Raw genomic sequence first — 25,341 nt, 5'->3', positions numbered from 1 at the left:
AGGACGCCGGTCGAAGGAGTGAGTTGCGCGTATGGGTAAATGGTCTCCCAATCGAACCCTAACGATCATCCTGGCCATCGTGGTGATCGCTTTAACCCTGGCCCTTGTCGTGTACCCGGAACAGGGATTCAACGCCGGTGTACATGGCATGAAAATTTTCTGGGACGTTGTCTTCCCCTCCCTTCTCCCATTTTTCATCCTGTCCGAAGTCATGTTGGGCCTTGGCGTCGTCCACGCCCTAGGGGTGCTTCTTGAACCCCTCATGCGACCGCTGTTCAGCGTTCCAGGGGTGGGAGCCTTCGCCCTCTCCATGGGGTTGGCCGCAGGTTATCCGATGGACGCGGTCATTACCGCAAAATTTCGGAAGACCGGCATGTGCAGCCGAGTCGAAGGGGAGCGCCTCCTCGCCTTCACCAACACGGCGGATCCCCTGTTTATGTTCGGCGCCGTAGCCGTCGGCATGTTCCACAAACCCGCCGTCGGCGTCCTCATCGCCTTGGCTCATTACGTCGCCTCTTTTCTGGTGGGCGTATCCTTTAAATTCTACGGATTGCGGGAGGAGCGTCTCGGACCGCGGCAAATCGAACCCGCCAAGGGCAAATTGTTTCGACGGGCATTTCAGGAACTGATGCGCGCCCGCAAAGAAGACGGCCGACCGTTGGGACAGTTGCTCGGCGACGCGGTGAATGACTCCATACGCACCCTGCTGATGATTTGCGGATTCATTATTTTCTTCTCCGTTCTTTTGGAAGTGATGAAACTAGCTCAGCTGACGGCAATTCTGGCTTTGCCCATTCGAGGTCTTCTCGCCTTGCTCGGTATCGACCCGGGTCTCGTGGGCCCGGCGTTGAGCGGACTGTTCGAAATCGATATCGGAACGGCTCAGGTGGCGGCTGCCAAAGCGCCGCTCATCGACCAACTGGTGATGGCCAGCGCCATTATTGCCTGGAGCGGCTTTTCGGTTCACGCCCAGGTCGCCAGCGTAGTCACAGGTACGGATATCCGCATCGGGCCGTATTTTGCCGCCCGGGGACTCCACGCCGGTTTGGCCGCTTTGTTCACAGCGGTGTTCTGGCAGATGGGCGTCGGCCGAACCGCCGCCGCGGAATCGAACCCCGTACTTCCCGCCTTCCTCCGCACTTCCGGCAGTGCCAGGGACACCCTCCAGTTGTCATTGGAATCTATCGCCCTCTGGGTTCTCCTGATTGCGGCCGCCATCGCCCTCTCCTTGTTGATCGATTTGCTTCGGCGGATTCGGGTCGTTCTCTGGACTGCGCGTATCAAATAAAAATAAAAAGCCGCGGGGATGGCCGTGCCAACCCGCAGCTTTTTTTGTCACAAGCGGCCGTTCCACTGCAGAGCGAGGACCACCGCCCCGAGAATCCACACATACCAGGCAAAGGGTTTAAGCGATCGGGTGGCGAGAATTTTAAGCATCCAGAAAATCGCCAGGTATCCCGCGATGGCGGCTGTTCCTGCCCCCAGCACCTCCGGCAAGCCGGGCGCGTGCCCCCCCGCCGAACTGCTCACCCACTGCTGGAGAGCCGCCCCGGCAATGGCGGGAACAGATAACAAAAAGGAGTATTTTGCCGCCTCAGTCCGATCCATTCCCCGCCAAAGGGCTCCGGCCAAGGTCAGCCCGGATCTGGACAAGGCCGGCATGACGGCAAGCCCCTGGCACACCCCCACCCACAGGGCGTCCGAAGTTCGCAGGTTTTCGATCCGCTTGTTGCCCCGGGGCAAAGATTCCGCCAAGTACAACACAATGCCCGTGATAGCAAATTCCCAGGGCAGGGAAGACCCGCTTTGAAAGAGGCTTTCCACGGGATCGTGGAGCAGGTACCCCAATACTCCGGTGGGAATCGTTCCAATGATCAACCATTTCCACACCAGGGACGTCGGATGTGCCAATAAGCTTTGTAAATCCTTCCGGTACGCGATCAGCACCGCGAGCAGAGTTCCCACGTGAAGCCAGATGTCGAAGGTCAGGTTGTCCTCCTCCACACCGAGGACCCGATGAGCCAGCACCAGATGTCCGGAACTGCTGATCGGCAGAAATTCGGTCAAACCCTGAATCGCCCCGAGAATCACGGCCTCCATGCCAGTCACTCTCATCCCTCCCTCTCTACAAACATATTGGGACAGGCAACCCGCTTATGCCCGGTCATGCCAACCGAGCTCGGCCCATAAAGTGAAGTAGGGCGTTGTCCAGACGGACGTGCGGACTTACCATCGAAGGAGCTGTCCCATGAACAGAACACAATGGCGAATGGCCCTGAGTGTGGGGTTTACCTTTATGGGCACCATCGTAGGTGCCGGATTTGCTTCGGGACAAGAAATCCTTGCATTTTTTACTCGTTTTGGGAAGGCGTCTTACGCAGCCATCGCATTGGCAATGGTCCTGTTCGGCGTCGTGGGCAGCCGGATTCTACTCCTTGGGGCCGCCCTGGACGGCCGTTCCTCCCGAAGCTTGACCCTTCATCTCCTCGGCCCCCGAATCGCCCCGGTGGTGGATGCGACCATGGGGCTCATGTTGTTCGGCGTAACAGTGGCAATGCTGGCCGGGGCCGGCGCCCTTTTTGAGGAGCGCCTTCGGCTGCCTTTTTCCCTGGGCGTCATCGTCACCGCGGTTCTGTGCTACTTGACGGTGTTATTTGGTCTCGGCGGCATCATGAAAGCGAACGATATCATCGTTCCCCTGATGATGCTCACCAGCGCATGGATCTCCTTCCATCACTTCGGCCCCCGCTCCATTGCTTTTGACCTGATCCCGCTGTCGCCCTGGTCTTCAGCGACCTCCGCCGTATCTTACGCCGCTTTTAACATCGGCCTGTCCGCCTCAGTCTTTATTCCTTTAGGGCGACAAATCCGGGATCCCCGGGTCCTTCGGGCCGGCGCGTGGATCGGCGCGGTGGGGATGGGGTTTATGCTCCTGTGCGCCAACGCCGCCTTGTCACGATACTGGCCGGGCATCGCGGATCTGGAGTTGCCCATGGGGCGATTGGCCAGTGAGCTGCACCCCGGGGTCCACGCATTTTTCATCGCGGTCCTCTGGGGTGAGATCTACTCCACCCTCATCGCCAACGTGTTTGGACTGATCCACCTGGTACAAGATTTGGGACGGCGGATCCACCCCGGAACCATCGCTGTGCTTTTGCTGGTGGCAGCCTTTTTCGTCAGCCGCGTTGGATTTTCGAATCTCGTGCACGCCTTGTACCCCTTCTTTGGCTATGTCAGTCTCCTGCTCCTGTTCCTCCTCCTCTGGCCGAGGCGATTGCCCAATTCCTGAGGGATCACACCCCCTGACGCCCGGAAACCGGCGCCCTTGTGAGGCCCCCTCCCGCTGTGATACGCTGATCCCGGGTGAGACGAGTATGCAAGCAATGACGTTCAAGTTTGCCGGCATCGCCGCGGGGGCACTGATCTTCTCCATCGGACTCAATAACTTTCTCATCGCCAACCACCTTTCCGAAGGCGGGTTCGTCGGTTTGGCCGTGATCGGCTGGTACCTCTTTCACATCCCGGTGGGGGTGACGTTTTTTCTCCTCAACGGCCCACTGCTGTGGCTGGGGGGAAGGTTGTTCGGCCGGGAATTCGTCCTCAAAACCCTTTGGGGGGTGGCCGCGGTTTCGATTTTTTCAGAACTCACCAAAGGACTTCAAACCCCGGTGGATGATAAGCTCCTCGCCGCCCTGTACGGAGGCGTACTCTCGGGGATCGGCCTGGGGATCGTCTTTCGCTTCGGTGCCACCACCGGGGGCGCCGATGTTATTGCCCGGGTTGTCAAGCATTTTTGGGGAATCAGCATGGGGAAAGTTCTTTTTTCCATCGACCTGGTGGTCATCGCCATGATCGCCGCCCTCATTGGTCGGCAAACAGCGATGTACTCCCTCGTCGCCCTTTTCGTTTCCGCCAGGGTCGTGGACTTCGTCCTGGAAGGCGTATCCGCCGCCCGGGCCGCCACCATTATTTCAAACCACAGTGACGAGATCGCTAAGCGGATTCATCGGGAACTCGAACGCGGCACCACCCTGATCCCTTCAGTCGGCGGCTTCACTGGAACCCACCGAACCATGATTTATACGGTGGTCAACCGAGATGAAGTCATCCGATTGCACCGGATTGTGAAAAGTGTAGACCCCGAAGCGTTCGTCGTCGTCAACAACGTCCACGACGTGCTCGGCGAAGGATTCACCCGCTGACACAAAAAGGCCCGGCGGACGCCGGACCTTCATACCTTTTGCCCTGGGCGGCGCCGACCGAGCCTCCTGACTGCACCTGCCATTACTTCTGCTTTTGTTTCGCCAGCCACGCTGCGACCTGCTTGACCTGATCGTCCGACTGCAAGCCACCCTTTGGCGGCATGATCTGTGGATAACCCGCCACCGGTTTCGGGTTATTGATGTAATCCACCAGTTGGGTCTCGTTCATCTTATTGCCGATTCCCAGCAATTTCGGCCCTACAGCTCCTTCGAGATTCGCTCCGTGACAGCTGGCGCAACTCTGGGAGAAGATCTGGGCGCCGGGATCGTTGGGATCGACTAAGGGACCCGCCGTACCGCCGGATTGGCTGCCCGGCGTCTGGGCTTGGGGTCCTTGTTTCGCCAACTCCGCTTGATGCTCCGCTTCAGCTACGTATGTAAGCCAGATCATGAAAAATACCGTCAACACCATCGTTGCTGTGGTGATGGGCCGCTGGAACGGCCGGCGGGTTTTTCTCCGGTCCAGCCAAGGTAGCAACAACAAGCCGATGGTCGCAATGGCGGGGATCACCACCGTACCCATCACCACATATTTGCCGGGAAAATATTTTAATAGTTGGTACAGAAATAGAAAATACCAGTCGGGAACCGGGATATACGAGGTATCCTCGGGATTCGCCACCTTCTCCAACCCCACCGGGTTAAACACCACCCAGAGGATGAAAGCAACGATGAACATGGCGCCGACAATCCATTCCTTGAGGAGGAAGTTCGGAAAAAAGGGCTCCGTCCCCGTGGGAATGTCTTTGTCGCGCTTAAATCTGGGGGTTCCCGGGATGCGTTCCCGATAATTCTCTGCCATATCTGAGACCTCCTTCTTTGCAATCCCCCGCCGCGCCACTCATTATAGCGGACCGGAAATCCCCTGTTTACGGATCATGTAAAAATGGGCCGCCAACAGGATCAGCAAGAACGCCGGGAGGAAAAACACGTGAATCGCAAAGAACCGCGTCAACGTCAACGCGCCGAGGGTGTCGCCCCCCACCAAAAGCGTCCGGATATACGGCCCTAGAATCGGGACAGTAGAGGCGATGTTGGTACCGACCGCCGTCGCCCAATACGCCTTTTGGTCCCAGGGAAGCAGATAACCGGTGAACCCAAACATCATCACCACGAGAAAAATCAGGACGCCGACGATCCAGTTCAGTTCCCGCGGCGCTTTGTAGGATCCGGTGAAGAACACCCGGAGCATGTGCAGGAACATCATGATAATCACGAGGCTGGCGCCCCAGAAGTGCATGCCGCGCACAATATTGCCGAGGAGGACGTCGTTGGTTATGTAATCGACACTCTTGTACGCGTTGACGATATCGGGCACATAGTACATGGCCAGAAACATTCCAGACAGGATCTGGGTTACGATGATCAGAAAGGTGAGTCCGCCAAAGCAATACACGAACGCTGACATCTTGTTCGCCGGATTGACGTGAGCCGGTACGTCGTAATCGGCGATGTCCCGCCAAATCGGCGTCACGTTTAGGCGCTCGTCGATCCAGTCATACAGCTTTTCGAACATGCATTACACCGTCCTCTGATGGATAGGTCCCAACAAGACCTTCCCATTGTCCACTTTAACCTCATATACGTCGAGAGGTCTCTGGGGCGGCGTCGTAGGATCGTTGATCCCGTATTTTGTATAGCGGCCGCCGTGACACGGGCAGTGAAACCACCACTGGCCGTCGGTGGAAGGGACCGGATTGCCTGCGGCATCCACCGTCCCGTTTACTTGGCACCCTAAGTGGGTGCACCTCGGGGACATGGCCAAAACTTCTTGCCCTTTGAGGATCACCCAGGCCGTCATTGTCGCCTCCCCCTGGATCCAGCCATCCGCCTGGGCTACCTTAAAATGAATCTGTTTCGGCAAATCCTGGTTAAATTCCCCGATGCTACCGACCTCCACGAATCGGGAACCGGTGCTTCTGCGCAAGGGATCGAGGGAAAACGTCACCAGCGGAGCGAGAATCGAGGCCCCGATGAACGCACCCGTCCCCCCCAGGGCATAGGTCAGGAACTGGCGCCGGGTCCACTCTCGGCCCCGGTGCGAGTGCACAGCTTCATCCCGCATGCTTCTCGAACCTCCTCAGGATTCGATCCGCACGCGCAGGCTTTCCGGCACACCCACAGAAATGGTGCAATCTCCCTTTCCCATGTTACCGCCGCCGTAATCTGGGTGTCAACGCACCCTCCGGATCCACCCGACTCCTCCCTCGTCCCTTATCATTGTAAACGGCGTGTTTCAATACGGGAAACAGGAGGCCGCCACAAGAATATGAACACTTTGTGCCAATCCGCCTGGCGCGCATCTGCTGTTTTCAGGATGTCAGAAACTGCCCCCATCTATGCACCACCGCCTCTGCCAAGCGGCCCTGCCACATTCCCACGGCGTGGTCGAGGCCCCCCGGAGCAGCCGTCTGGGCCAGGACCTGCTCTCCAGTCAAGGAAAGGAGAACCAGATCCCCCTCGTCCTCGGCGTTCACCCCCTCAAACCCCGGAATCTCCACCCCCACCGCCACCAAGGGGCCCGTGCAGCCGAGCCGCTGTTTCCACATTCGGGCCCGCCGCAAAAACTCGCCGCCGTGGACACCGTCTTCGAGCAACATGACCGGGAGCCGGAGCACGCGACCGGACAGACGTTGTTCCAACGCGATGACAATCTCCGACGCCACCCGGGCATAAAGCCCCACCTGCCCACGGGGATCGGTACATAGGGGAGCCCCGCCCACAGCCAGGGTATCGACGAGAGTTTTCATCTCTTCCCAACGCGCCACCTCGATGTCGCCTAAAAGCATCCCTTCCGCCTCCTTGAGTAACCTTGCTCCTTCCTCGCAGTGTACAGAAAAAAAGAGCTCGACAAAAGTCGAGCCCAAACGTTGTCCCGGCAGCGGGGTCATCCCTTCTCGGTTCCCGTGGATCTTTAGGCTTCACTCGGTTGCATCACGTCCGCTTCAACCCAGTGAATCGCTCAAATGTTCTCCTCCGTCCCCACTGATCTGATGACCGCGTCCGGGTCTCCGAGGCGGCGCAACTCCCGAGCCGCCTTTTCAAACAGTTCCCGATCACCCAGCTCCAAAGCCCGATCAGCCGCCTCCATCCAGTGCCGATACAAGACCTCCCGATGGATAGCATCAAGAATCCAATAAGACTGAAGTTCCAGAAAAAACACACTCTGCCGTTGGGTCGGTCGGATCTGTCGTTCCAACACCGCTGCGTATTCCGCGCAGGCGGAGCGATTGCGGAAAAACAGGCTGATGTAAATGTCTTCATTGGGAAACTGCCGAATGTCCCGGAACGCATCGGCGACACTGGTGGTCACCCTTCCATTCTTACAAAACCGAAAAGGGGCCGTGTCCACGCAGGTGGCGGAAATGAGCAACGTTTTCGGCAGGTTTCTCAGGTCGTCCGCAAAATGAACCCGCTGCAAAATGTGTTCCTGGTTAGACAAATACCGAAGAAGCCGCCCCGCCTCTGGACTTCGCAGTTCATAGCGTTGCAGAAACCATTGAAGAAACTGTTTTTTATCGGAGACCCGGATGACTTCCCCCATGCCGATCCCCTCCAATCCCACGGAATCCCCAGAGGACCTTGCCCCTAACACCCCGTGCCGTCCTGTCTCAAAAAGATCAAATATTCGCGCCTTGTATGAACCATTATATTCGACGAAGGCCGTCGATTTTCCTTCTACGACGGCCCTTTCGCCCATTGCAAAATTTGTGTTTCGACGTTGCCCGGAACCTCGTGGCGGCAGTGCCGCCGCAACCAGTTCACCATATCGGCCCCGCTCCACCCGCGATCAACCGCCCCCCGCACACTGCGGCGGGTCAGACGGTACACCGGAAACCCTTCTCCGCTCACGGGCTCGGCAAAGGTACCTAGATCAAGGGCCAGGCGCGCCACCCAGCGAGGCTCGACGAGGATTTCAAAATGCGGCTGAACGACGATACCCCGGCTTTCCTCCGAAACCCTTGGCTCGTCGCCGACCGTCCAGGGGCCCCCGGCCATCTCGCTTCTCCGATACACCCGCCTCCCGTCTTCCCCGGTCCCGCACTGCAAAAGTCCGAAGTGAACGAGCATGGCGTAAATCCTCCGGTGTTTCACAGTCTCGGCATCCTCATAGTAATAACCCTGTACATAAGGAACCAAAAGGGCATCGAGACGATCCTCCCGGACCCACCCCTGGGCGCAAGCTTCGGACAACCAGATCAGTGCCATAGGCAACTCCGGAATCGCCCGGCGATACAAGTGTCGCCAGAAAGAGAACATTTCTTTCCATTTTTCCCCGTCCGACCGGGCCAGCCATTCCCGGGCCCGGGCTCCCAGGGCCAAGCGCTCCGGGCCTTCTTCCACATAGCCCTTCGCGTAGCAGAAATCATAAATCATTGCAAATCGGTCGGGATAGTCGTAAAACCGCCGCCCGTATCCAAAGCGCCATGTGACCGGGGCGAGAGGTTCCTCCCGAATCTCCATCAACTGAAAGATCTGTTGTTGGTGTCTCCGGTACAGCACGCCCTCCCCGGTCAACTCTGGTTCCCGCCGGCCGACATAGGCCAAAAAGACTGCCGTATCCCGAACAATGGCCAAGCTTTCATCCTTCCACACCAGCGGTTCCGGGACATGCTCCGCTCCTTTTCGGCTCTTCTCCCGAAGCCACTGCCTCACCCCGTCCCGCACCTCATCCGGCAGATGGTACAAGACTTGAGAACGCGACGACCGCAGGGGAAACATCCAACCCCTCTCCATCACTCGGTCCGCCACTTCCCGCCATTCCACTCCTTGGCCGAATACCCGGCCCACTAGGGCCCGGAGGTCCTCCGCACTCCATACCTCCCGCTCGCAGGCCAGGGCGACCACCACGTCTTTCATCAACGGGGGAAAATCCTCAATCCGCCGGCAAATCTCTGTCCGGCGACCCATTCCGGCCACAATCCCTTGGATCAGGGACATTTTGGAACTCGAATGAAAATCCTCTTCGTAATGCGCCGCGATCCGCTGTAACGCCCGGACATCCGATTCATTGAGACACTCCGTCAAACGCATGCTCCACCCCTGCCCGCACCGCGAAGATTCGATATTCATACCCTTGCTCTGCCAAAAACTGCTGCCGGCGAACCGCCGTTTCCACCTCCTCGGTGCCCTCGGTCACCAACATGTACAACCGCGCTTCCCCTCCGTCTTTTTTCGGACGAAGAAGGCGCCCGAGGCGTTGGGCCTCTTCCTGCCGGGAGCCAAAATTCCCGGACAACTCCACCGCCACCCGGGCATCCGGGAGGTCCACCGCCGTGTTGGCCACTCGGGACAAACACAGGACGGGGATTTCGCCCCGGCGAAAAGCGTCATAAGTCTCCCGGCGCACCCGCTCGGGTGTATCCCCGGTGATATCCGGCGCACCGAGCCGATGGGCCAGTTCCCGGAGCTGGTCGAGATAATGTCCGATCACCAGCACCGGCGTACCCCGGTGCCGGGCCACCAACTCGGCGGCCACCTCAAGTTTTCGAGGGTTTGTCGCAGCAATTCGCCACCGTTCCCGGGATTCGGCCTGGCGGTACGCTTCCTCCGCCGCGGGGTCCAGGGGGACCCGCAATTCGTAACACTCCGCCCTGGCGATCCACCCCTCCTCTTCCACGGTGCGCCACGGCAAGTCAAAACATTTCGGGCCAATCAGGCTGAACACGTCGGCCTCCCGGCCGTCTTCCCGCACCAGGGTAGCGGTGAGCCCCAGTCGCCGGCAGTTTTGAATTCCGGCGGAAAAACGAAAGATCGGGGCGGGAACCAGATGCACCTCATCATAAATCACCAACCCCCAGGGGTGACGGGCGAGTTCCCGAAGATGCGGCATGGCCCCCCTGGGATTCTTCCACGTCATCATCGCGTAAGTGGAAATGGTCACAGGCTTGATCACCCGTTCATCCCCGGCGTAAACGCCGATCGAATCGGGGGCGATCTCACATTTGTCTTCGATCTCGCGCTTCCATTGATAAGCCGCGGTGGTGGTGGAGGTGAGAACGAGGGTCTGCTGGCGATACCGGGCCATCACCGCCAGTCCCACGATCGTTTTCCCGGACCCGCAGGGCAGGACCACGACCCCACTGCCCCCATGGCGACCCTCGTCAAAAAAGGCCTGCACCGCCTCGTCTTGATAGGGGCGAAGAATCACGGTCCCCTTCAGATCAATGTCGAGGGGTTCCCCCGGCGCGTGACCCGCCATGTCCAGCACGGGATAGCCCAGGGATAGAAGCTGCCGCTTGATTTCGCCCCTTTGTCGCGCGGGCACCATCCAGCGGCCGCCCCGCTCCAGGAGGCCGGACTGCTGAAGGGCTTGGCGCACGCCCTCGGACAGGGGTTGGCGAGCCACCAATTGATACCTGCGCCCGGATTTTTCGAGAACGAGCCCTCCCCATCGATTCATGGTGAGTACAATCCACTCCTGCACCGGATAGGGGATGGGCCCCATGGCTAAATCCCGAAGCGTGTCCAGCACTTCCCGGGACCCCCATCCCAAGGCGCAGGCGTGCCAAAGGCTGAGTTCGGTGATCCGGTACTCCCGAACCTGCAGTGGACTTTTGATCAGGTCGGCGAAAATGGCGAGGGCGCGGACAGCTTCTTTCGCCCGGGGGTGATCCATGTAACACCACACCCTGCGTTCGGTCCCAACGACCAAAGGACCCCTCCGCACCCTGATCCCCCCTCACAGTTCCCGTCTTAGGATGGCCCATCCCCTTATGGGTTATTCGAAAATGCCGAATATGGGCGTGATCCACCGATATGGGACATAAGGCCTACCCCTTGTCTAAATTCGCCCTTTTTCTTATTCTTTCAGCCTCTTACAATGCCTGCACTTTCATCTCCTAGTGCTGTATGATTAGAAATGGTATATGTCAGTATTTCCTTCAAGGGGGTCTCATGATGAAAAAGCCATGGTCAGTGGTCACGGCGCTGCTGTTGGGCAGTGCGCTGCTGACGGCCTGCGGTTCGGGATCGGGCACGACGGGTGCCGAAAGTGGCACCATCAATCTCGGCGCCAATCTCGAACTTTCCGGCCAAGTCTCAGCCTACGGGAGCTCGGCCAAAGATGGCATGCAGTTGGCCGTAGACGAAATCAACCAGGCCGGCGGCGTCCTCGGAAAAAAGTTGAACTTGATCGCGTTGGACAACCAGTCTGACACCACCCAGTCGACCACTATTGCGCAAAAATTAATCGAACAAAAAGTCGTCGCAATCTTGGGCCCGGCCACAACGGGCAACACCATGGCGGAATTGAACGTCGCCACCGACGCCAAGATTCCGATCATCACACCGACCGGAACGGCGGCCAAGATCACCGTGGATCCGAATACGGGCAAGGTGAACGAGTACGCCTTCCGCACCTGCTTTATTGATCCTTTCCAAGGCACGGTGGGCGCTGATTTTGCGAGAAAAGACCTGAACGCGAAAACAGCCGTCCTCTATGTGGCCCAAGACAGCGATTATGCCAAAGGTCTGGCGGACGCCTTTAAGAAAGAGTTCGAGAAGCAGGGCGGCAAGGTGATCGACTCCGAGCAGTATACCTCCACCGACTCTGATTTTCGGGCGACCCTCACCCGGATCAAGAGCATGAATCCAGATCTGTTGTATATTCCAAACTATTACCAAGACGTCGGCAAGATCATCAAACAGGCCCGGGAGCTGGGCATGAACCAGCCGATCCTGGGCGGTGATGGGTATGATTCCGACACCTTGGTCCAGATCGCCGGCGCGAAAAACACCAACAACGTATTTTTCACCAACCATTACTCCTCCGATGATCCGGACCAGAAGATCCAGGATTTCGTAAAGAAATTCCAGGCTAAGTATAATCGGAAGCCGGACGGATTCGCGGCTCTGGGCTATGATACTGTGCGCCTTGTGGCAGACGCCATCAAACGGGCGGGTTCGACCGATCCCGTGAAGATTAAAGACGCCCTGGCTCAGACCAAGAATTTCGATGCCGTGACCGGCACGATGAGCATCGACGCCCAGCACAATCCGGTAAAGGCTGCGGTGGTCATTGAGATGAAAGACGGCAAACAAGTTTTCCGGACCAAGATTCAACCCACTACCTGACCAAGGCACAGCCGGTGGGCGGAATGATCGATCTCGCGCGAGGGGGGGCAATCCCCCCTTTGCCGTGTGAAGAGGGAGGGCAGTATGACCACATTTATCCAACAACTTGTCAACGGTTTATCGGTGGGTAGCATCTACGCCCTCATCGCCCTGGGATACACCATGGTCTACGGGATTATCAAGCTGATCAATTTTGCCCATGGTGACGTGTTTATGGTCGGGGCCTTTGTGGCGTATTTTTCCTATACCGTGTTGCATCTTGGATTCTTGGGGTCTCTCATCGTCTCCATGGCCGCTTGTGCCGTCCTCGGCGTGGTGATCGAGCGGTTTGCATACCGGCCGCTCCGCAAATCGACGAGAATTGCGGCGCTGATCACCGCCATCGGGGTTTCCCTGTTTCTCGAAAATGCTGGGATCATCGCGGTGGGCGCCCAGGCCAGGGGTTATCCCAGCATGTTGCCGAGTCGTTCGATCAACGTCGGCGGGGTCACGATCAGCGTGCAGCAAATCGGCATCATCGTTCTCAGCGTGGTGCTCATGGTGATTCTTCAATACATCGTGCACCGGACGAAGATGGGCAAAGCGATGCGGGCCGTCGCTTACGATGCCGAAGCTGCCCAATTGATGGGGATCGACGTCGACCGCACGATCTCTTTTACTTTCGCCATCGGTTCAGCCCTGGCGGCGGCTGCCGGGGTGATCTATGGGGCTTACTACAGTGCCATTGATCCGTTGATGGGCATCATGCCGGGACTGAAAGCGTTCATTGCCGCGGTGCTGGGCGGGATCGGCATCATCCCCGGAGCGATGGTGGGTGGCCTGGTGTTAGGGATGATCGAGACCCTGGTTCAGTCCCTGGGCTTTTCTCTGTGGCGGGACGCGGTGGCCTTTGCCCTCCTGATCCTGATCCTGCTGATCAAGCCCGAAGGTCTTTTCGGCAAACACGCCAGGGAGAAAGTGTAGGTGAGGCCGATGCAGGAGAAAAAACGAGGCGCTCTGGCGGGACGATGGTCGTTTTGGGCGTGGATCGGCGTCGGCCTCGCCTTGTACGCAATCATCGGCCTTCTGATCGATAACGGCATCATCGACTCGTATATGGCGCTGATCGTCTATCAAATGTGTTTGAACGTGGTCTTGGCGGTCAGCCTGAATCTCATCAACGGATTTACCGGCCAATTCTCTATTGGACATGCCGGGTTTGCCGCCGTGGGCGCTTACGTGTCGGCGGTCCTGACGGCGAAGATGCAACTGCCCTTTTTCCCGGCACTCATCATCGCCGCCTTGGCCGCTGCAGTGGCGGGGCTGCTCATCGGCATCCCAACCCTTCGCCTGAAAGGCGACTACCTGGCGATCACGACCCTGGGGTTCGGACAGATCATCCAGGTTATTCTGATCAACTTGCAGTACGTGGGCGGGGCTGCGGGAATGACGGTGCACAAAGAAACGAATTTTACGTGGCTGTACTTCGCCGCGTTGATCACCGTGGTCGTCATCGCCAATTTTGTCCATTCCAGACATGGACGGGCCTGTATCGCTGTGCGGGAAAACGAAGTCGCCGCCGAAATGATGGGGATCAACGTCACGTATTATAAAGTGCTGGCGTTCTCCATCGGCGCACTTTTCGCCGGAGTCGCCGGCGCATTGTCCGCTCACACGTTTTACTTTATTAAACCGACGTCTTATGGGTTTTTACAGAGCTTCAACATCCTGGTCATCGTGGTGCTCGGGGGCCTGGGGAGTATCACCGGATCGATCCTGGGCGCCGTGGTGTTGACGCTCATCACCGCGTTCTTACAGGACTACCCTCAATGGCAAATGGTCATTTACTCCCTGATCCTCGTCCTGATCATGATTTTCCGGCCCCAGGGGCTCATGGGAACCAAGGAATTTCGACTCTCCGCCATCGGGCTCGGACGAAGGAGGGACGAACATGCCGCTCCTTGAGCTGGACAAAGTGACGTGTGAATTCGGAGGGTTGCGAGCGGTTTCCGAGGTTTCACTGCACCTGGAGACCGGGGAATTGGTGGGACTGATCGGCCCCAATGGAGCGGGGAAAACCACGGTCTTCAATCTGTTGACAGGGGTCTATGCCCCCAGCGAAGGGCGGATCCTGTTTGACGGTGCATCTCTTGTCGGGTGGGCGCCCTGGCGGATCAATCGGGCGGGGATCGCCCGGACCTTCCAAAATATCCGCCTGTTCAGTGACATGACGGTTTTGGACAACGTCAAAATCGCCTACCACAACCACGTGCGGCACGGGGTGATATCTTCCATTCTTCGCCTGCCCACGTATTTTCGCGGGGAGCAGGAGATCGAAGAGAAAGCGCTGGCCTTTCTGAGCTTGTTTCATTTGGAAGAGAAAAAGGACGAATTGGCCCGGAACTTGCCGTACGGGGAGCAGAGGCGGCTGGAGATCGCCCGGGCCCTGGCCACGGAACCGAGGCTTTTGCTCCTGGACGAGCCCGCAGCGGGGATGAACCCCCAGGAAACCCGGGAATTGATGGATCTCATCGCTTTTATCCGGGAACGGTTTTCCCTGACGATCCTCTTGATCGAGCACGACATGTCCTTGGTGATGGGAATCTGCGAACGGATCTACGTCCTCGACCACGGCATGGTGATTGCCCAGGGCAGCCCCGAGGAAATCCGGTCGAATCCCAAAGTGATTGAAGCCTATCTCGGGGAGGTGACCTCGTGATGTTGATGATCCGGGATCTGAACGTGTATTACGGGGTCATTCACGCCTTGAAAAATGTGTCGCTCACCGTGGATCAGGGGGAGATCGTCACCTTGATCGGGGCGAACGGCGCCGGCAAAACGACTCTTTTGCGCACCATTTCCGGGCTCATCACCCCCAGGAGCGGAGAGGTGCTTTTTGAAGGCCGATCCCTGGTCAAGACGCCGGCGAAAGAAATCGTCCGAATGGGCGTTTCTCAAGTGCCCGAAGGCCGACGGGTATTCGCCACCATGACGGTGGAAGAGAATCTCGAGATGGGGGCGTATCTGCGCAAGGACAAAGACGGGGTTCAGAAGGACCTGGAGATGGTTTACAGCCGCTTTCCCCGCCTTCAGGAGCGGCGTCGCCAGTCTGCGGGCACTCTTTCCGGAGGCGAGCAACAGATGCTGGCCCTCGGTCGGGCGCTCATGGCCCGGCCGAGGTTGTTGCTCTTGGACGAGCCTTCAATGGGGCTGGCACCGATCCTGGTCCAGGAGATTTTCTCCATCATCCAGGAAATCAACCAAGCGGGCACAACCATTCTTCTCGTGGAACAAAACGCCCACATGGCCCTTTCCATCGCCAACCGGGCGTATGTGCTGGAGACCGGACAGATTAAACACAGCGGACCCGCCGCTGAACTCGCCCAGAGCGACGAGGTGAAAAAAGCGTACCTCGGGGGTTAGATCCCCGGGGTACGCGGCACCTGACCTCTCCCTTTCCAGCCGTCCCCCTCTTCACTGCTCACTCCTCGACCCGGACCCGGGCTCCCAGTTCCCGAAGTAAATCAACGAATCCGGGGAAGGACACGTCCGCCGCCTCCCACCCTTCCACCACCGTCTCCCCTTCGGCCACCAGGCCCGCCACGGCCATCGCCATGGCGATTCGGTGATCGCCGTGACTGCGGCAGTGGGCGCCCTTCAGCGCCCGCCCCCCCTCAATAATGAGGCCGTCTTCCAATTCCGCCACCTGAACGCCGAATTTGCGAAGTTCTTCAGCCACGGTGCGAATGCGGTCCGTCTCTTTGACCCGTAGTTCCCGAGCATCCCGAATCTCCGTGGTTCCCTCGGCCGCGGCCGCCGCCACGGCGAGAATGGGAATCTCATCAATCAGCCGCGGGATCAAAGAACCGCCGACCGTCGTGCCGACCAGGGGCCCGGACCTGGCGGCGAGGCGGGCGGTGGGTTCACCGGCCTGGGGTTCCCCTTCCTCGATGTCAAACTGGGCACCCATGGCGCCAAGGACGTCGAGAATGCCCGTGCGGGTCGGGTTCACACCGACGTCTTCCAGGATCAACTCGCTCCCTGGAACGATCAGTGTCGCCACCAAGAGAAAAGCTGCGGATGATAGGTCCCCCGGGACCCGCATGTCCATCGCCTTCAACCGCGCCGGCCGACCGATCTCGGTGTAGCCGCTCCTTTTGGAAATCGGCGCCCCGAGGGCCTTGAGCATGCGTTCGGTATGGTCCCGGGATGGTGAGGGCTCTCGTACGCCGGTCACCCCGGAGGCAAACAGCCCGGCGAGGAGAATGGCCGATTTCACTTGGGCACTGGCGACGGGCATTTGATATTTAATCGAATGCAGATCTGCTCCTCGCACCGACAGGGGAGCCAGATCCCCGTCCCGGCGGCCGTCGATCCGGGCACCCATACTGAGCAATGGCCTGGCCACCCGGCCCATGGGCCTCCTGCGGATCGACGCATCACCGGTCAGGCAACTATGAAATGTCTGTCCAGACAATAAGCCCAGCAAAAGCCGAATGGTGGTGCCCGAGTTGCCCACATCGAGGACATCGTCGGGCTCCTGGAGTCCATGCATGCCCACCCCGTGCACAATCACAGTCCCATCCTCTATATCCACAGGGACGCCGAGAGCACGCATGCAAGCCACCGTACTTAAACAGTCCGCGCCGAACAAAAATCCCTCCACCCGGGACACCCCATCGGCCAGAGAGGTAAACATCACCGCCCGGTGAGAAATCGACTTGTCCCCCGGCACCCGGACTTGTCCCTTCAGCGCCCCGGCCGTTTCAACGATCAATTTCATCTAAGCCACCCCCCGTGCCGGTCCCGCCGCCCCGCCGGGGGAGGAACCTCTCATGGCTGTGCTCTCTCACATGCGCGGATCGACTTTGAATCCATGCTCTGCGAGTAGCCGAGCCGCCTGGTCCCGGCCGGCCTCGGTATCGAAGGTCAAACTGAGTTGGCCGTCCTCGTCTTCCCGGCTCTCGAGGATGGCAATGTTTCGAAGGTTAATCCCCGCCTCACCAAGCAGGGTGGCCACAGTGCCGATGATCCCCGGCTGGTCGGGCACGTCCACCGTACATTGAAAAGCCGGCCGAATCGCCCCCCGCCCCCGCACGGGAAGGGCATCTCGCCACTGGGCGGCCTGGCGGAAAAATGTCTCTAAGGCCTCGCCGTCCCGGCGGTTGATCCATCCGAGAAGCTCCTCAATCTGATCCTTCCACCGCTCAAACAGCGGTCTAAGACGATCCCCGTTTGTCAATAGGATATCTCGCCACATCACCGGATGTCCAGACGCAATCCGCGTGACGTCCCGGAAGCCCCCGGCCGCCAGAACGGCATATAGGGGATCGTCTTCTCCCAACTCGGCTACTTGATGGACCAATTGCGCCGCCACGACGTGGGGGAGGTGACTCACCGCCGCCACCAAACTGTCGTGGTGTTCGGGATCGAGGATCAAGACCTGGGCTCCCGCTGCCTGGACCAGATCCCGAAGTCGCTGAATCATCTCCGGTTTTTCCCCCGGGTTCGGAGTGAGTACGTAAACGGCATTCTCGTACAGCCGGGGCGACGCCGCCCGGATCCCCGATTTCTCGGAACCCGCCATGGGATGCCCCCCGATGAACGATACGCCTTCTGGCAACACCCGGGTCGCTTCTTGGCAGATCGCCCGCTTTGTGCTCCCCACATCGGTGATGAGCGTCCCCGCAGCCGGACGAAAGGCGGCGATCTCCCGCAGTAGGGCCATCGATTCCTTGACCGGAGTCGCCAACACCACCAGGTCGGCCTCTTGCATGGCAGACCGAAGGGTCAGCGCCCGATCGATCGCCCCGATCTCCAAGGCGATGTCCAGGTGCTCGGCCGATACGTCCACCCCGACAATCTCCCGAGCCACCCCGGCTCGCTGCCAAGCCAACGCCAGGGAGCCCCCGATCAAACCACATCCCACCACGGCAATTCGATGAAGCGCCGGCCCCTTTTCCGTCACCGTTTCAATCCCCTCATTTCTCGGCCCTTCGCAAGGGAGCGACCAATGTTCGGGCAAAAGTCTCCAGATCGTCCAGCACGTCGCCGGCATCTCTTCCTTCTTCGGTGATGGCGGCCAGGATGCGCACCAAGGCGCTTCCCACAATTACCGCGTCGGCCGTCTCGGCCACCGCAGCCGCCGCCTCCGGGGTTCCGATCCCGAATCCCACACCGATCGGCAAATCGGTGCACCGCCGGATTTCGTCAATGAACCTGGAAAGGTGCTCGGGCATCCGTTTGCGGACACCCGTGACCCCCGTTGAGGACACGGCATATACGAATCCCCTGGCCGTTCTGCAAATCCGTTCGATTCGCCCTTGGCTGGTAGGTGCGACAAGCGGCACCAGTGCCACCCCCGCCCGGTCGGCGGCCTCCCGTAAAGGAGTCGCCTCTTCCATGGGCAGATCCGGCACGATCACCCCGGCATATCCCGCCTTCGCCAGGTCCTCCGCGAACGTCTGCCATCCCCAGCGGTAGACGGGGTTTGCATAGGTAAAAGCCACCAAAGGCACCTCCCCCGCCGCCTCCCGAAGGATCGGTCCCAGCCGAAACAAATCGGGCATCTGAAACCCGCCGCGCAAAGCCCGCTCGGAAGCCGCCTGAATGGTGGGACCGTCGGCCAGGGGATCGGAATAAGGCATCCCGATCTCCACAGCGTCCGCCCCGGCCCGGACCAATCTCCGCACCGCCTCCACGGTGACCTCCATCGTGGGGTCCCCGGCGGTGATAAAGGGAATGAACCCGGTTTCCCCTCCGCGCCGTCGTCTCTCCAAGGCAACCTGCAAGGAGGTGCTCATTCCGAATCACCTCCAAGGCCGGACTGTTGCCGCATGAGGGTTTCCACATCTTTATCCCCGCGCCCGGACAGGCTGATCACAACCACCTGATCCGGATCCATCTTTCTGGCCAATTCCAGCGTATAAGCCACGGCGTGGGCGCTCTCCAGGGCAGGCAGAATCCCCTCCAACTCCGCCAATCGGTGAAAGGCATCCAGGGCCTGATCGTCTGTCACGCCCACGTACTTCACCCGGCCGGTTTCATAGAGGTAGGCATGCTCAGGACCCACGCCGGGATAATCTAGACCCGCCGAGATGGAATGGGCCGGTTTAACCTGACCGTAGCGATCCTGCAAGAGGTACGTGAAGCACCCGTGCAGAATCCCGGGCTCCCCCCCCTCCAAAGCCGCCGCGTGAAGACCGGTGGACAACCCCTTGCCCGCCGCCTCGACGCCGAACAAACGCACACCCTCGTCTTCGAGAAACGGATAGAAAATCCCCATGGCGTTGCTACCGCCTCCGACGCAGGCGACGATGGCGTCAGGCAGGCGCCCGACCTTCTCCAGGATCTGGGCCTTGGTTTCGTCCCCGATGACCCGCTGGAAATTCCGCACCATCACCGGATACGGATGGGGCCCGCCCACGGTGCCGAGCACGTAAAAGCTGTCCTCCACATGCTCCACCCAGTGCCGGATCGCCTCGTTCATCGCGTCTTTCAGTGTGCCAGTCCCCGACGAGACCGACACCACCTCCGCCCCTAAAAGGCGCATGCGAAACACATTCAACGCCTGACGCCGGATATCCTCTTCCCCCATGAACACGGTACAAGACAAACCGAGCCGGGCCGCCACCGTCGCCGTGGCCACCCCGTGCTGACCCGCCCCGGTTTCGGCGATGACCCGCCGTTTTCCCGTATAATGGGCCAAGAGTCCTTGACCGATGGTATTGTTGATCTTGTGGGCGCCGGTGTGGGTCAAGTCTTCCCGCTTCAGCCAAATCTGCGCCCCTCCAACATGATTGGTTAACCGCTCCGCAAAATACAGCGGCGTCGGCCGTCCGGCATAATCGGTCAAGAACCGGTGCAGGTCGTTGCGAAACTGTTCGTCATCCTTCCACTTGAGATAATCTTTTTCCAGCGCCTCCAGGGCGGACATCAACGTTTCCGGGACGTACTGCCCCCCAAACCGGCCGAACCGTCCCCGCTCACCGGGCTCCGTCATCCCATTCCCTCACCTTTCGAACAAACTCTTCCATTCTCGCCACATCTTTGACACCGGGGACCCCCGTCTCGATCCCCGAGGAAACATCCACACCATCCGGGCGGTATCCCCGAAGCAATTCCTGAACATTCTCCGGGCGTAACCCCCCCGCGATCCATAAAAAAAACCCTTCGGCACCCTTGCGCCATTCGGGAATGTCTTGCCACCGAAAGGTTTGCCCCCGCCCTCCCCGCTCCCCCGGAACCCCGGCGTCGACGAGCACGGCATCGACGGCGCCCTTGTACGCCGCTGCCGCCCCGGGTCTCTCCAGCAGAGCCGAGAAAGCCTTGACCACAAACAATCCCTCATCCCGCAACCGCCGGCAATCCTCAGGGGATTCCACCCCGTGCAACTGCACCCCGTCAAGACCCACCCGCCGGGCCGTCTCCCTCACCTTTTCAATCCCGGCGTCGACGAACACCCCCATGCACCGAAGACGGGTGCCAGCCCGCAAACGGGCTGCCTGTTCTACCTCGACCCGTCGCTTGCTCGGCGCGAACACCAAGCCGATCCAATCTACGCCCAGCCGTTCCGCCGCCGCCACATCCTCTGCCCGGGTAAATCCGCAGGCCTTGACTGTCGTCACCGGGAACCCACCAGGAACTCAATCCCTTCGATGACATCATGCCGGCGCATCAAACTCTCGCCCACGAGAATCGCCCGGGCCCCGGCTTCTCGAACCCGGCGCACGTCCTCGGGCGCCGAAATCCCGCTCTCACTTATAACGAAGGCCCCTTTCGGTGCCCGGGGCACCAACCGTTCCGTCACGCCGAGATCGACCTGAAAGGTCCGCAAATCCCGGTTGTTCACCCCGATCACATCGGCCCCCGCACCAGCTGCCCGATCCATCTCTTCCTCGGAATGCACCTCCACCAAAGGCGTCATGCCCCACCGACGGACCTCGGCAATCAACCGTTCCAACTGATCATTCGAGAGAATCGCGGTGATCAAGAGAACAGCATCAGCACCGAGGCAACGAGCCTCCCAGACCTGTCGCTCATCGATAATAAAATCTTTTCTCAGGAGGGGCACATCCGCATGTTTGCGGATCTGTTCCAAATACCCCGGGTCGCCCTGGAAAAAGGTCCGGTCAGTGAGGACGGACATACAGTCCGCCCCTCCGCGCACATAATCCTCCGCGATGGCGAGGGGATCGAAATCCTGGCGGATCACCCCTTTGGAAGGCGAGGCTTTCTTGACCTCGGCAATCAGCCCGACTCCGGCCCCCGCCACCCGGCGCATCGCCCCTTGCTCCAGTGCGGCGCGAAAATCCCTCACCGGCGGCGCGGCCGCCAAACGGGGTTCCCAGGCCGCCGCGTTTGCCTCCAGGGCAGGGACCTCCTGTTTCTTTTCCTCGACAATCCGCTCGAGGATGGTCACCCCGCCACCCCACCTTTCACCGCTGGGGCGCTCTCGTCCCGCCGCCCGGCCAAAGCTTTCGTGACTTCCACCAGCCGATCGAGCGTTTCCTTCGCCCGGCCTTCGTCCAACATCCGCTGGGCTAGAGTCACTCCCGCTTTCAGGGTCGGGGCAATCCCCGCCACGTGAAGGCCGGCCGCCGCGTTCAAAACAACGATGTCCCGGGCTCCACCACGTTTTCCACTCAGCACGTCCAGAATGATGGCTGCGTTTTCCCGGGCGTCGCCTCCCGCCACTTCACTGAGGGGCGACCGGTTCAATCCTGCGTCTTCGGGATTCAGGACAAAGGTGCGCACTGTCCCGTCCTTCACTTCAGCCACGAGGCTCGGCCCGCTGACGCTCAGCTCATCCAGGTGATCTTCCATCCCGTGCACCACCCAAGCGTGGTTCGCACCGAGCCGCAACAGCACCCTGGCCGTTTTTTCCACGAGATCCTGTGCAAAAGTTCCCATCACCTGCCGCCGGGCCCCGGCGGGATTCGTCAGTGGACCCAAAATGTTAAACACCGTCCGGAAACCCAATTCCTTGCGCGGCGCCATGGCGTGGCGCATCGCCCCGTGATAACTGGGCGCGAAAAGAAAACACAACCCCACTTCCTCCAGACACTGGGCCGCTTCCTCCGGGGAGAGGTCCACCTCCACCCCCAAAGCCGCCAAGACGTCCGCACTCCCGCTTCGGCTGGACACGCTCCGGTTGCCGTGCTTGGCCACTTTGGCCCCGGCTGCCGCAGCCACCAACGCCGCCGCCGTCGATACGTTGAAAGTCCGGGCTCCGTCGCCGCCGGTACCGCAGGTGTCAATGACCTTATCCCCATCCACGGGAAGGGGATGGGCAAACTTTCGCATGGCTTTGGCAAAACCTGCTATCTCTTCCACCCGTTCTCCTTTGATCCTCAGGGCAGTAAGAAACGCCCCGACCTGGGCGTTGGTCGCCTTTCCGCTCATGACCTGTTCCATGGCCGCTTGGGCCTCGGCTTCGGACAAGTCCTCCCCGCGGATCAACTGTTCGAGCACATCCCTCATCTCGTCTCCACTCTCCTTCACTTATCTCTGCTGCTCTCCCTCGGCTCACAGACGGCTCGAATCTCACGAACCTCCTGAACTTGGTTGCATTCTACTACGCCCGGGAAACCGCGTCAACCCCGGGAAAAATCCCGGTTCACCCCCGAGGGGGAAACTGCCGCCGATGCCGGTCCAGCACCTTCCGCACCGCCTCTTCCGGAATCCGGGTCACGGCCCGGGCCCGGCCCATGGTTTCTAGCAAGACGAAAGTCAAGTGCCCCCCGATCATCTTCTTGTCCTTGTACATGGGGCCGATCAGATCATCATCGGTAAATTCAGCGGGGATCCTCACGGGCAGGCCGATTTCTTCCAATAAACAGGCAATCCTTTCGGCGGTCCCGGGTGGGGCTCCCAGCCACTCCTCAGACAGGAGGGCGGCAAACACCATGCCTACCGCCACCGCTTCACCGTGGCGATAACGGCGGTAATCTCCCAATGTCTCCAGGGAGTGCCCCAGCGTGTGGCCAAAATTCAAATGAGCCCGGACGCCGCTCTCCTTCTCGTCTTCTTCCACCACCCGGGCTTTAATCGCACAAGACCGGGCCAAGAGCCGTCCACGGTCCGAACCCGCAAGGTGCAGTAACTCTTTCCCCCGCTCCGCCAGCTCATGAAACAATTCGGCATCTCGGATGCAGGCGTGTTTCACCACTTCCGCCAATCCCGAGGCCACATCCCGAGCGGAAAGACTGTCCAGGGCCGTGGGATCGTAAAGCACCAGCCGGGGCTGGTGAAAAGCACCCACCACATTTTTCGCCTCGGGGAGATTGATCGCCACTTTCCCCCCCACCGCGGCATCGTGGGCGAGCCACGTGGTGGGCACCTGGACAAAGGCGATCCCCCGCATGTAGGTTGCAGCCACAAACCCCGCCAGATCCCCGACCATCCCGCCTCCCACGGCCCAGATGGCCGACCGCCGGTCCAATCCCGCCGCCAGGGCCGCCTCCCACAACCGGGATGCCCATTCCAAGGATTTTGTCGGCTCCCCGGCGGGGACGACCGCCGTCTCCACCCGAACCCCCTCGGCGGTCAAAGCCGCGGCCACCCGCCGGGCGTATCCCGCCCGGTCCACCGTTTCATCGGTCACAATGAGATGAACCGACCCCGGGGATAACCCCACCTCGCGCATCCATTTTCCCGCCTGGTCAAGGGCACCGTCCGCAACCACGATGGGGTACCGCCGGTCCCCGAGCTCAACCCACACCACGTCCCATACCTCATCCCAAAGGCTCATCTGCGACTCACCATCTCCATGTACGCGCGGTACTGGGCTTCGACCTCTTCAAAAGAGTCCCCGGAGAACTTCTCCCGAAAGCACAAGGCCAGCACCCAGGCGACCATCGCCTCGCCCACCACCGCAGCCGCCGGCACGGCACAGGTGTCCGAGCGCTCCACACTGGCTTGAAACGACTCTTTACTGTGAATATCCACACTCCGCAGAGGCTTGTACAAAGTCGGGATCGGCTTCATCGCCGCCCGGACCACCACGGGTTGGCCATTGCTGACCCCGCCCTCAATCCCCCCCGCGTGGTTGGTGTCCCGGGTATACCCCTTCTCCGGATCGTACCCGATCTCATCGTGCACCTCGGACCCCGGCAGCCGGGCCGCCGTAAATCCCAATCCCACTTCGACGCCTTTGATCGCCTGAATGCTCATCAGTGCACCAGCCAGACGGCCGTCCAACCGCCGATCCGGGTGGGCGTAACTCCCCAGCCCCGGGGGCACTCCCAAAGCCACCACCTCAAACACGCCACCCAGGGTGTTGCCCTCCCGCCGGGCTTGGTCGATGGCCTCCACCATCTTCTCCGCAGCCTCGGGGTCGGCACACCGCACTGTGGACGACTCCGCCGCATCGGGAATCTGCTCCAGGGTTTTCGGAAACTTTTTGGCTTCCACCCCGCCGATCTCCACCACATGGCTAAAAATCTGGATGCCAAAAGGCGCGAGCAATTGCCGGGCCACCGATCCCACCGCCACCAACGTTGCGGTATTGCGGGCACTGGAGCGCTCCAGCACATTGCGCACGTCATCGTGGTTGTATTTGAGCACCCCGGCCAAATCCGCGTGGCCGGGCCGGGGTTTGGTGACGGGTTTCGCCTCTGGGGGCGGATCCCCTTCCACCGCCATTTTCGTTTTCCAATTCTCCCAATCTCGGTTTCGGATCCGCATCGTCAGCGGCGTGCCGAGGGTCAGGCCGAAGCGCAGACCACTGGTGATCTCCACCCGGTCGCTTTCAATGCGCATCCGTCCCCCCCGGCCATGCCCTTGCTGACGTCTTCGCAATTGTTCGTCAATCAGCGCCGACCGGATCGGCAGCCGGCTGGGTAACCCTTCAACAATCGCCGTGAGCTCCGGCCCGTGGGATTCCCCCGCCGTCAAAAAACGCAGCATCCTCAAAATCCTCTCCTTCGCGTCGGCGCGGTGGCGCGCAAACTCGTCATCGTCTCGTTTATTATATGTCGAGCTCCATAGGGCCGCAATGGCACTCCAGGACCTATCTCTCGCC

25 protein-coding genes are annotated in these 25,341 nt (G+C 60.0%); 8 read left to right on the top strand and 17 right to left on the bottom strand.

Annotation, left to right across the window (positions count from 1 at the left end; genetic code table 11):
• The first annotated feature begins 31 nt into the window (after nt 1-31).
• Entirely contained in the window at nt 32-1,288 is a 1,257-nt protein-coding gene (gene ylbJ, locus K6T64_RS00380) for a sporulation integral membrane protein YlbJ (RefSeq protein WP_100667669.1), read from the top strand.
• Nucleotides 1,289-1,335: 47 nt separating this feature from the next.
• On the opposite strand, the gene K6T64_RS00375 is transcribed toward ylbJ, so the two are convergent.
• Entirely contained in the window at nt 1,336-2,100 is a 765-nt protein-coding gene (locus K6T64_RS00375; RefSeq protein ID WP_288008283.1) for an undecaprenyl-diphosphate phosphatase, read from the bottom strand.
• 148 nt (nt 2,101-2,248) lie between these two features.
• Here K6T64_RS00375 and K6T64_RS00370 point away from each other — a divergent pair, with 148 nt between their 5' ends.
• Both K6T64_RS00370 and K6T64_RS00365 read left to right on the top strand, forming a co-directional pair.
• Nucleotides 2,249-3,289, top strand: a complete 1,041-nt coding sequence (locus K6T64_RS00370) for a YkvI family membrane protein (protein ID WP_100667667.1) — start codon at nt 2,249-2,251, stop codon at nt 3,287-3,289.
• Between the two features lie 85 nt (nt 3,290-3,374).
• Complete coding sequence (locus tag K6T64_RS00365) at nt 3,375-4,202, top strand: YitT family protein (RefSeq protein ID WP_232070064.1); 828 nt, start codon at nt 3,375-3,377, stop codon at nt 4,200-4,202.
• Nucleotides 4,203-4,284: 82 nt separating this feature from the next.
• On the opposite strand, the gene K6T64_RS00360 is transcribed toward K6T64_RS00365, so the two are convergent.
• From K6T64_RS00360 to K6T64_RS00330, 7 genes are all read right to left on the bottom strand, one after another.
• Nucleotides 4,285-5,064, bottom strand: coding sequence for a c-type cytochrome (locus K6T64_RS00360; protein WP_100667665.1), 780 nt, complete (start codon nt 5,062-5,064; stop codon nt 4,285-4,287).
• Between the two features lie 42 nt (nt 5,065-5,106).
• Complete coding sequence (gene qcrB, locus K6T64_RS00355; RefSeq protein ID WP_013075693.1) at nt 5,107-5,778, bottom strand: menaquinol-cytochrome c reductase cytochrome b subunit; 672 nt, start codon at nt 5,776-5,778, stop codon at nt 5,107-5,109.
• A 3-nt stretch (nt 5,779-5,781) separates the two neighbouring features.
• The gene (locus tag K6T64_RS00350) at nt 5,782-6,327 is read right to left on the bottom strand and encodes a Rieske (2Fe-2S) protein (RefSeq protein ID WP_100667664.1); all 546 of its coding nucleotides are present in this window, start codon (nt 6,325-6,327) and stop codon (nt 5,782-5,784) included.
• Between the two features lie 247 nt (nt 6,328-6,574).
• Complete coding sequence (locus tag K6T64_RS00345) at nt 6,575-7,051, bottom strand: hypothetical protein (protein WP_133121258.1); 477 nt, start codon at nt 7,049-7,051, stop codon at nt 6,575-6,577.
• Nucleotides 7,052-7,224: 173 nt separating this feature from the next.
• Entirely contained in the window at nt 7,225-7,806 is a 582-nt protein-coding gene (locus K6T64_RS00340) for a YpiB family protein (RefSeq protein ID WP_288008095.1), read from the bottom strand.
• Nucleotides 7,807-7,940: 134 nt separating this feature from the next.
• The gene (locus tag K6T64_RS00335) at nt 7,941-9,296 is read right to left on the bottom strand and encodes a helicase-associated domain-containing protein (protein WP_157935432.1); all 1,356 of its coding nucleotides are present in this window, start codon (nt 9,294-9,296) and stop codon (nt 7,941-7,943) included.
• On the bottom strand, nt 9,271-10,932 hold the full coding sequence (locus K6T64_RS00330) for a DNA repair helicase XPB (protein ID WP_288008091.1): 1,662 nt from the start codon (nt 10,930-10,932) through the stop codon (nt 9,271-9,273). The genes K6T64_RS00335 and K6T64_RS00330 overlap by 26 nt, the downstream gene beginning before the upstream one ends.
• Nucleotides 10,933-11,162: 230 nt before the next feature.
• Here K6T64_RS00330 and K6T64_RS00325 point away from each other — a divergent pair, with 230 nt between their 5' ends.
• From K6T64_RS00325 to K6T64_RS00305, 5 genes are all read left to right on the top strand, one after another.
• A complete protein-coding gene (locus K6T64_RS00325; protein ID WP_100667659.1) occupies nt 11,163-12,338 on the top strand; it encodes an ABC transporter substrate-binding protein in 1,176 nt (391 codons plus the stop codon).
• 84 nt (nt 12,339-12,422) lie between these two features.
• Nucleotides 12,423-13,301: a branched-chain amino acid ABC transporter permease gene (locus K6T64_RS00320; protein WP_100667658.1), complete on the top strand. Its 879-nt coding sequence runs from the start codon at nt 12,423-12,425 to the stop codon at nt 13,299-13,301.
• Nucleotides 13,302-13,310: 9 nt separating this feature from the next.
• Nucleotides 13,311-14,282, top strand: a complete 972-nt coding sequence (locus K6T64_RS00315) for a branched-chain amino acid ABC transporter permease (protein ID WP_170086861.1) — start codon at nt 13,311-13,313, stop codon at nt 14,280-14,282.
• Nucleotides 14,269-15,036, top strand: coding sequence for an ABC transporter ATP-binding protein (locus tag K6T64_RS00310; protein WP_288008087.1), 768 nt, complete (start codon nt 14,269-14,271; stop codon nt 15,034-15,036). Before K6T64_RS00315 ends, K6T64_RS00310 begins: the two co-directional genes overlap by 14 nt.
• Nucleotides 15,036-15,740: an ABC transporter ATP-binding protein gene (locus K6T64_RS00305; protein ID WP_170086860.1), complete on the top strand. Its 705-nt coding sequence runs from the start codon at nt 15,036-15,038 to the stop codon at nt 15,738-15,740. The genes K6T64_RS00310 and K6T64_RS00305 overlap by 1 nt, the downstream gene beginning before the upstream one ends.
• Before the next feature lie 58 nt (nt 15,741-15,798).
• Here K6T64_RS00305 and aroA read toward each other — a convergent pair whose 3' ends face one another.
• The 9 genes from aroA to aroC form a co-directional block, all read right to left on the bottom strand.
• Nucleotides 15,799-17,100 carry a 3-phosphoshikimate 1-carboxyvinyltransferase gene (gene aroA, locus K6T64_RS00300; RefSeq protein ID WP_288008085.1) on the bottom strand — a complete coding sequence of 434 codons (1,302 nt, stop codon included), beginning with the start codon at nt 17,098-17,100 and terminating at the stop codon, nt 15,799-15,801.
• A 66-nt stretch (nt 17,101-17,166) separates the two neighbouring features.
• Nucleotides 17,167-18,285, bottom strand: coding sequence for a prephenate dehydrogenase (locus K6T64_RS00295; protein WP_288008083.1), 1,119 nt, complete (start codon nt 18,283-18,285; stop codon nt 17,167-17,169).
• A gap of 13 nt (nt 18,286-18,298) precedes the next feature.
• Entirely contained in the window at nt 18,299-19,120 is an 822-nt protein-coding gene (gene trpA / locus K6T64_RS00290) for a tryptophan synthase subunit alpha (protein WP_288008082.1), read from the bottom strand.
• A complete protein-coding gene (trpB, locus tag K6T64_RS00285; protein ID WP_288008080.1) occupies nt 19,117-20,319 on the bottom strand; it encodes a tryptophan synthase subunit beta in 1,203 nt (400 codons plus the stop codon). Before trpB ends, trpA begins: the two co-directional genes overlap by 4 nt.
• A complete protein-coding gene (locus tag K6T64_RS00280) occupies nt 20,303-20,944 on the bottom strand; it encodes a phosphoribosylanthranilate isomerase (RefSeq protein ID WP_288008078.1) in 642 nt (213 codons plus the stop codon). Before K6T64_RS00280 ends, trpB begins: the two co-directional genes overlap by 17 nt.
• Nucleotides 20,941-21,738: an indole-3-glycerol phosphate synthase TrpC gene (trpC, locus tag K6T64_RS00275; RefSeq protein ID WP_288008076.1), complete on the bottom strand. Its 798-nt coding sequence runs from the start codon at nt 21,736-21,738 to the stop codon at nt 20,941-20,943. Before trpC ends, K6T64_RS00280 begins: the two co-directional genes overlap by 4 nt.
• On the bottom strand, nt 21,735-22,799 hold the full coding sequence (gene trpD / locus K6T64_RS00270) for an anthranilate phosphoribosyltransferase (RefSeq protein ID WP_288008282.1): 1,065 nt from the start codon (nt 22,797-22,799) through the stop codon (nt 21,735-21,737). The genes trpC and trpD overlap by 4 nt, the downstream gene beginning before the upstream one ends.
• A gap of 136 nt (nt 22,800-22,935) precedes the next feature.
• On the bottom strand, nt 22,936-24,069 hold the full coding sequence (gene aroB / locus K6T64_RS00265) for a 3-dehydroquinate synthase (RefSeq protein ID WP_288008074.1): 1,134 nt from the start codon (nt 24,067-24,069) through the stop codon (nt 22,936-22,938).
• Nucleotides 24,066-25,226, bottom strand: a complete 1,161-nt coding sequence (aroC, locus tag K6T64_RS00260; protein ID WP_288008072.1) for a chorismate synthase — start codon at nt 25,224-25,226, stop codon at nt 24,066-24,068. Before aroC ends, aroB begins: the two co-directional genes overlap by 4 nt.
• Nucleotides 25,227-25,341: the final 115 nt, after the last annotated feature.

Origin of the sequence: Kyrpidia sp. (genome assembly GCF_023512215.1) — a bacterium.
GTDB classification, from domain to species: Bacteria; Bacillota; Bacilli; order Kyrpidiales; family Kyrpidiaceae; genus Kyrpidia; species Kyrpidia spormannii.
This window is presented reverse-complemented; position numbering and strand designations above follow the sequence as displayed.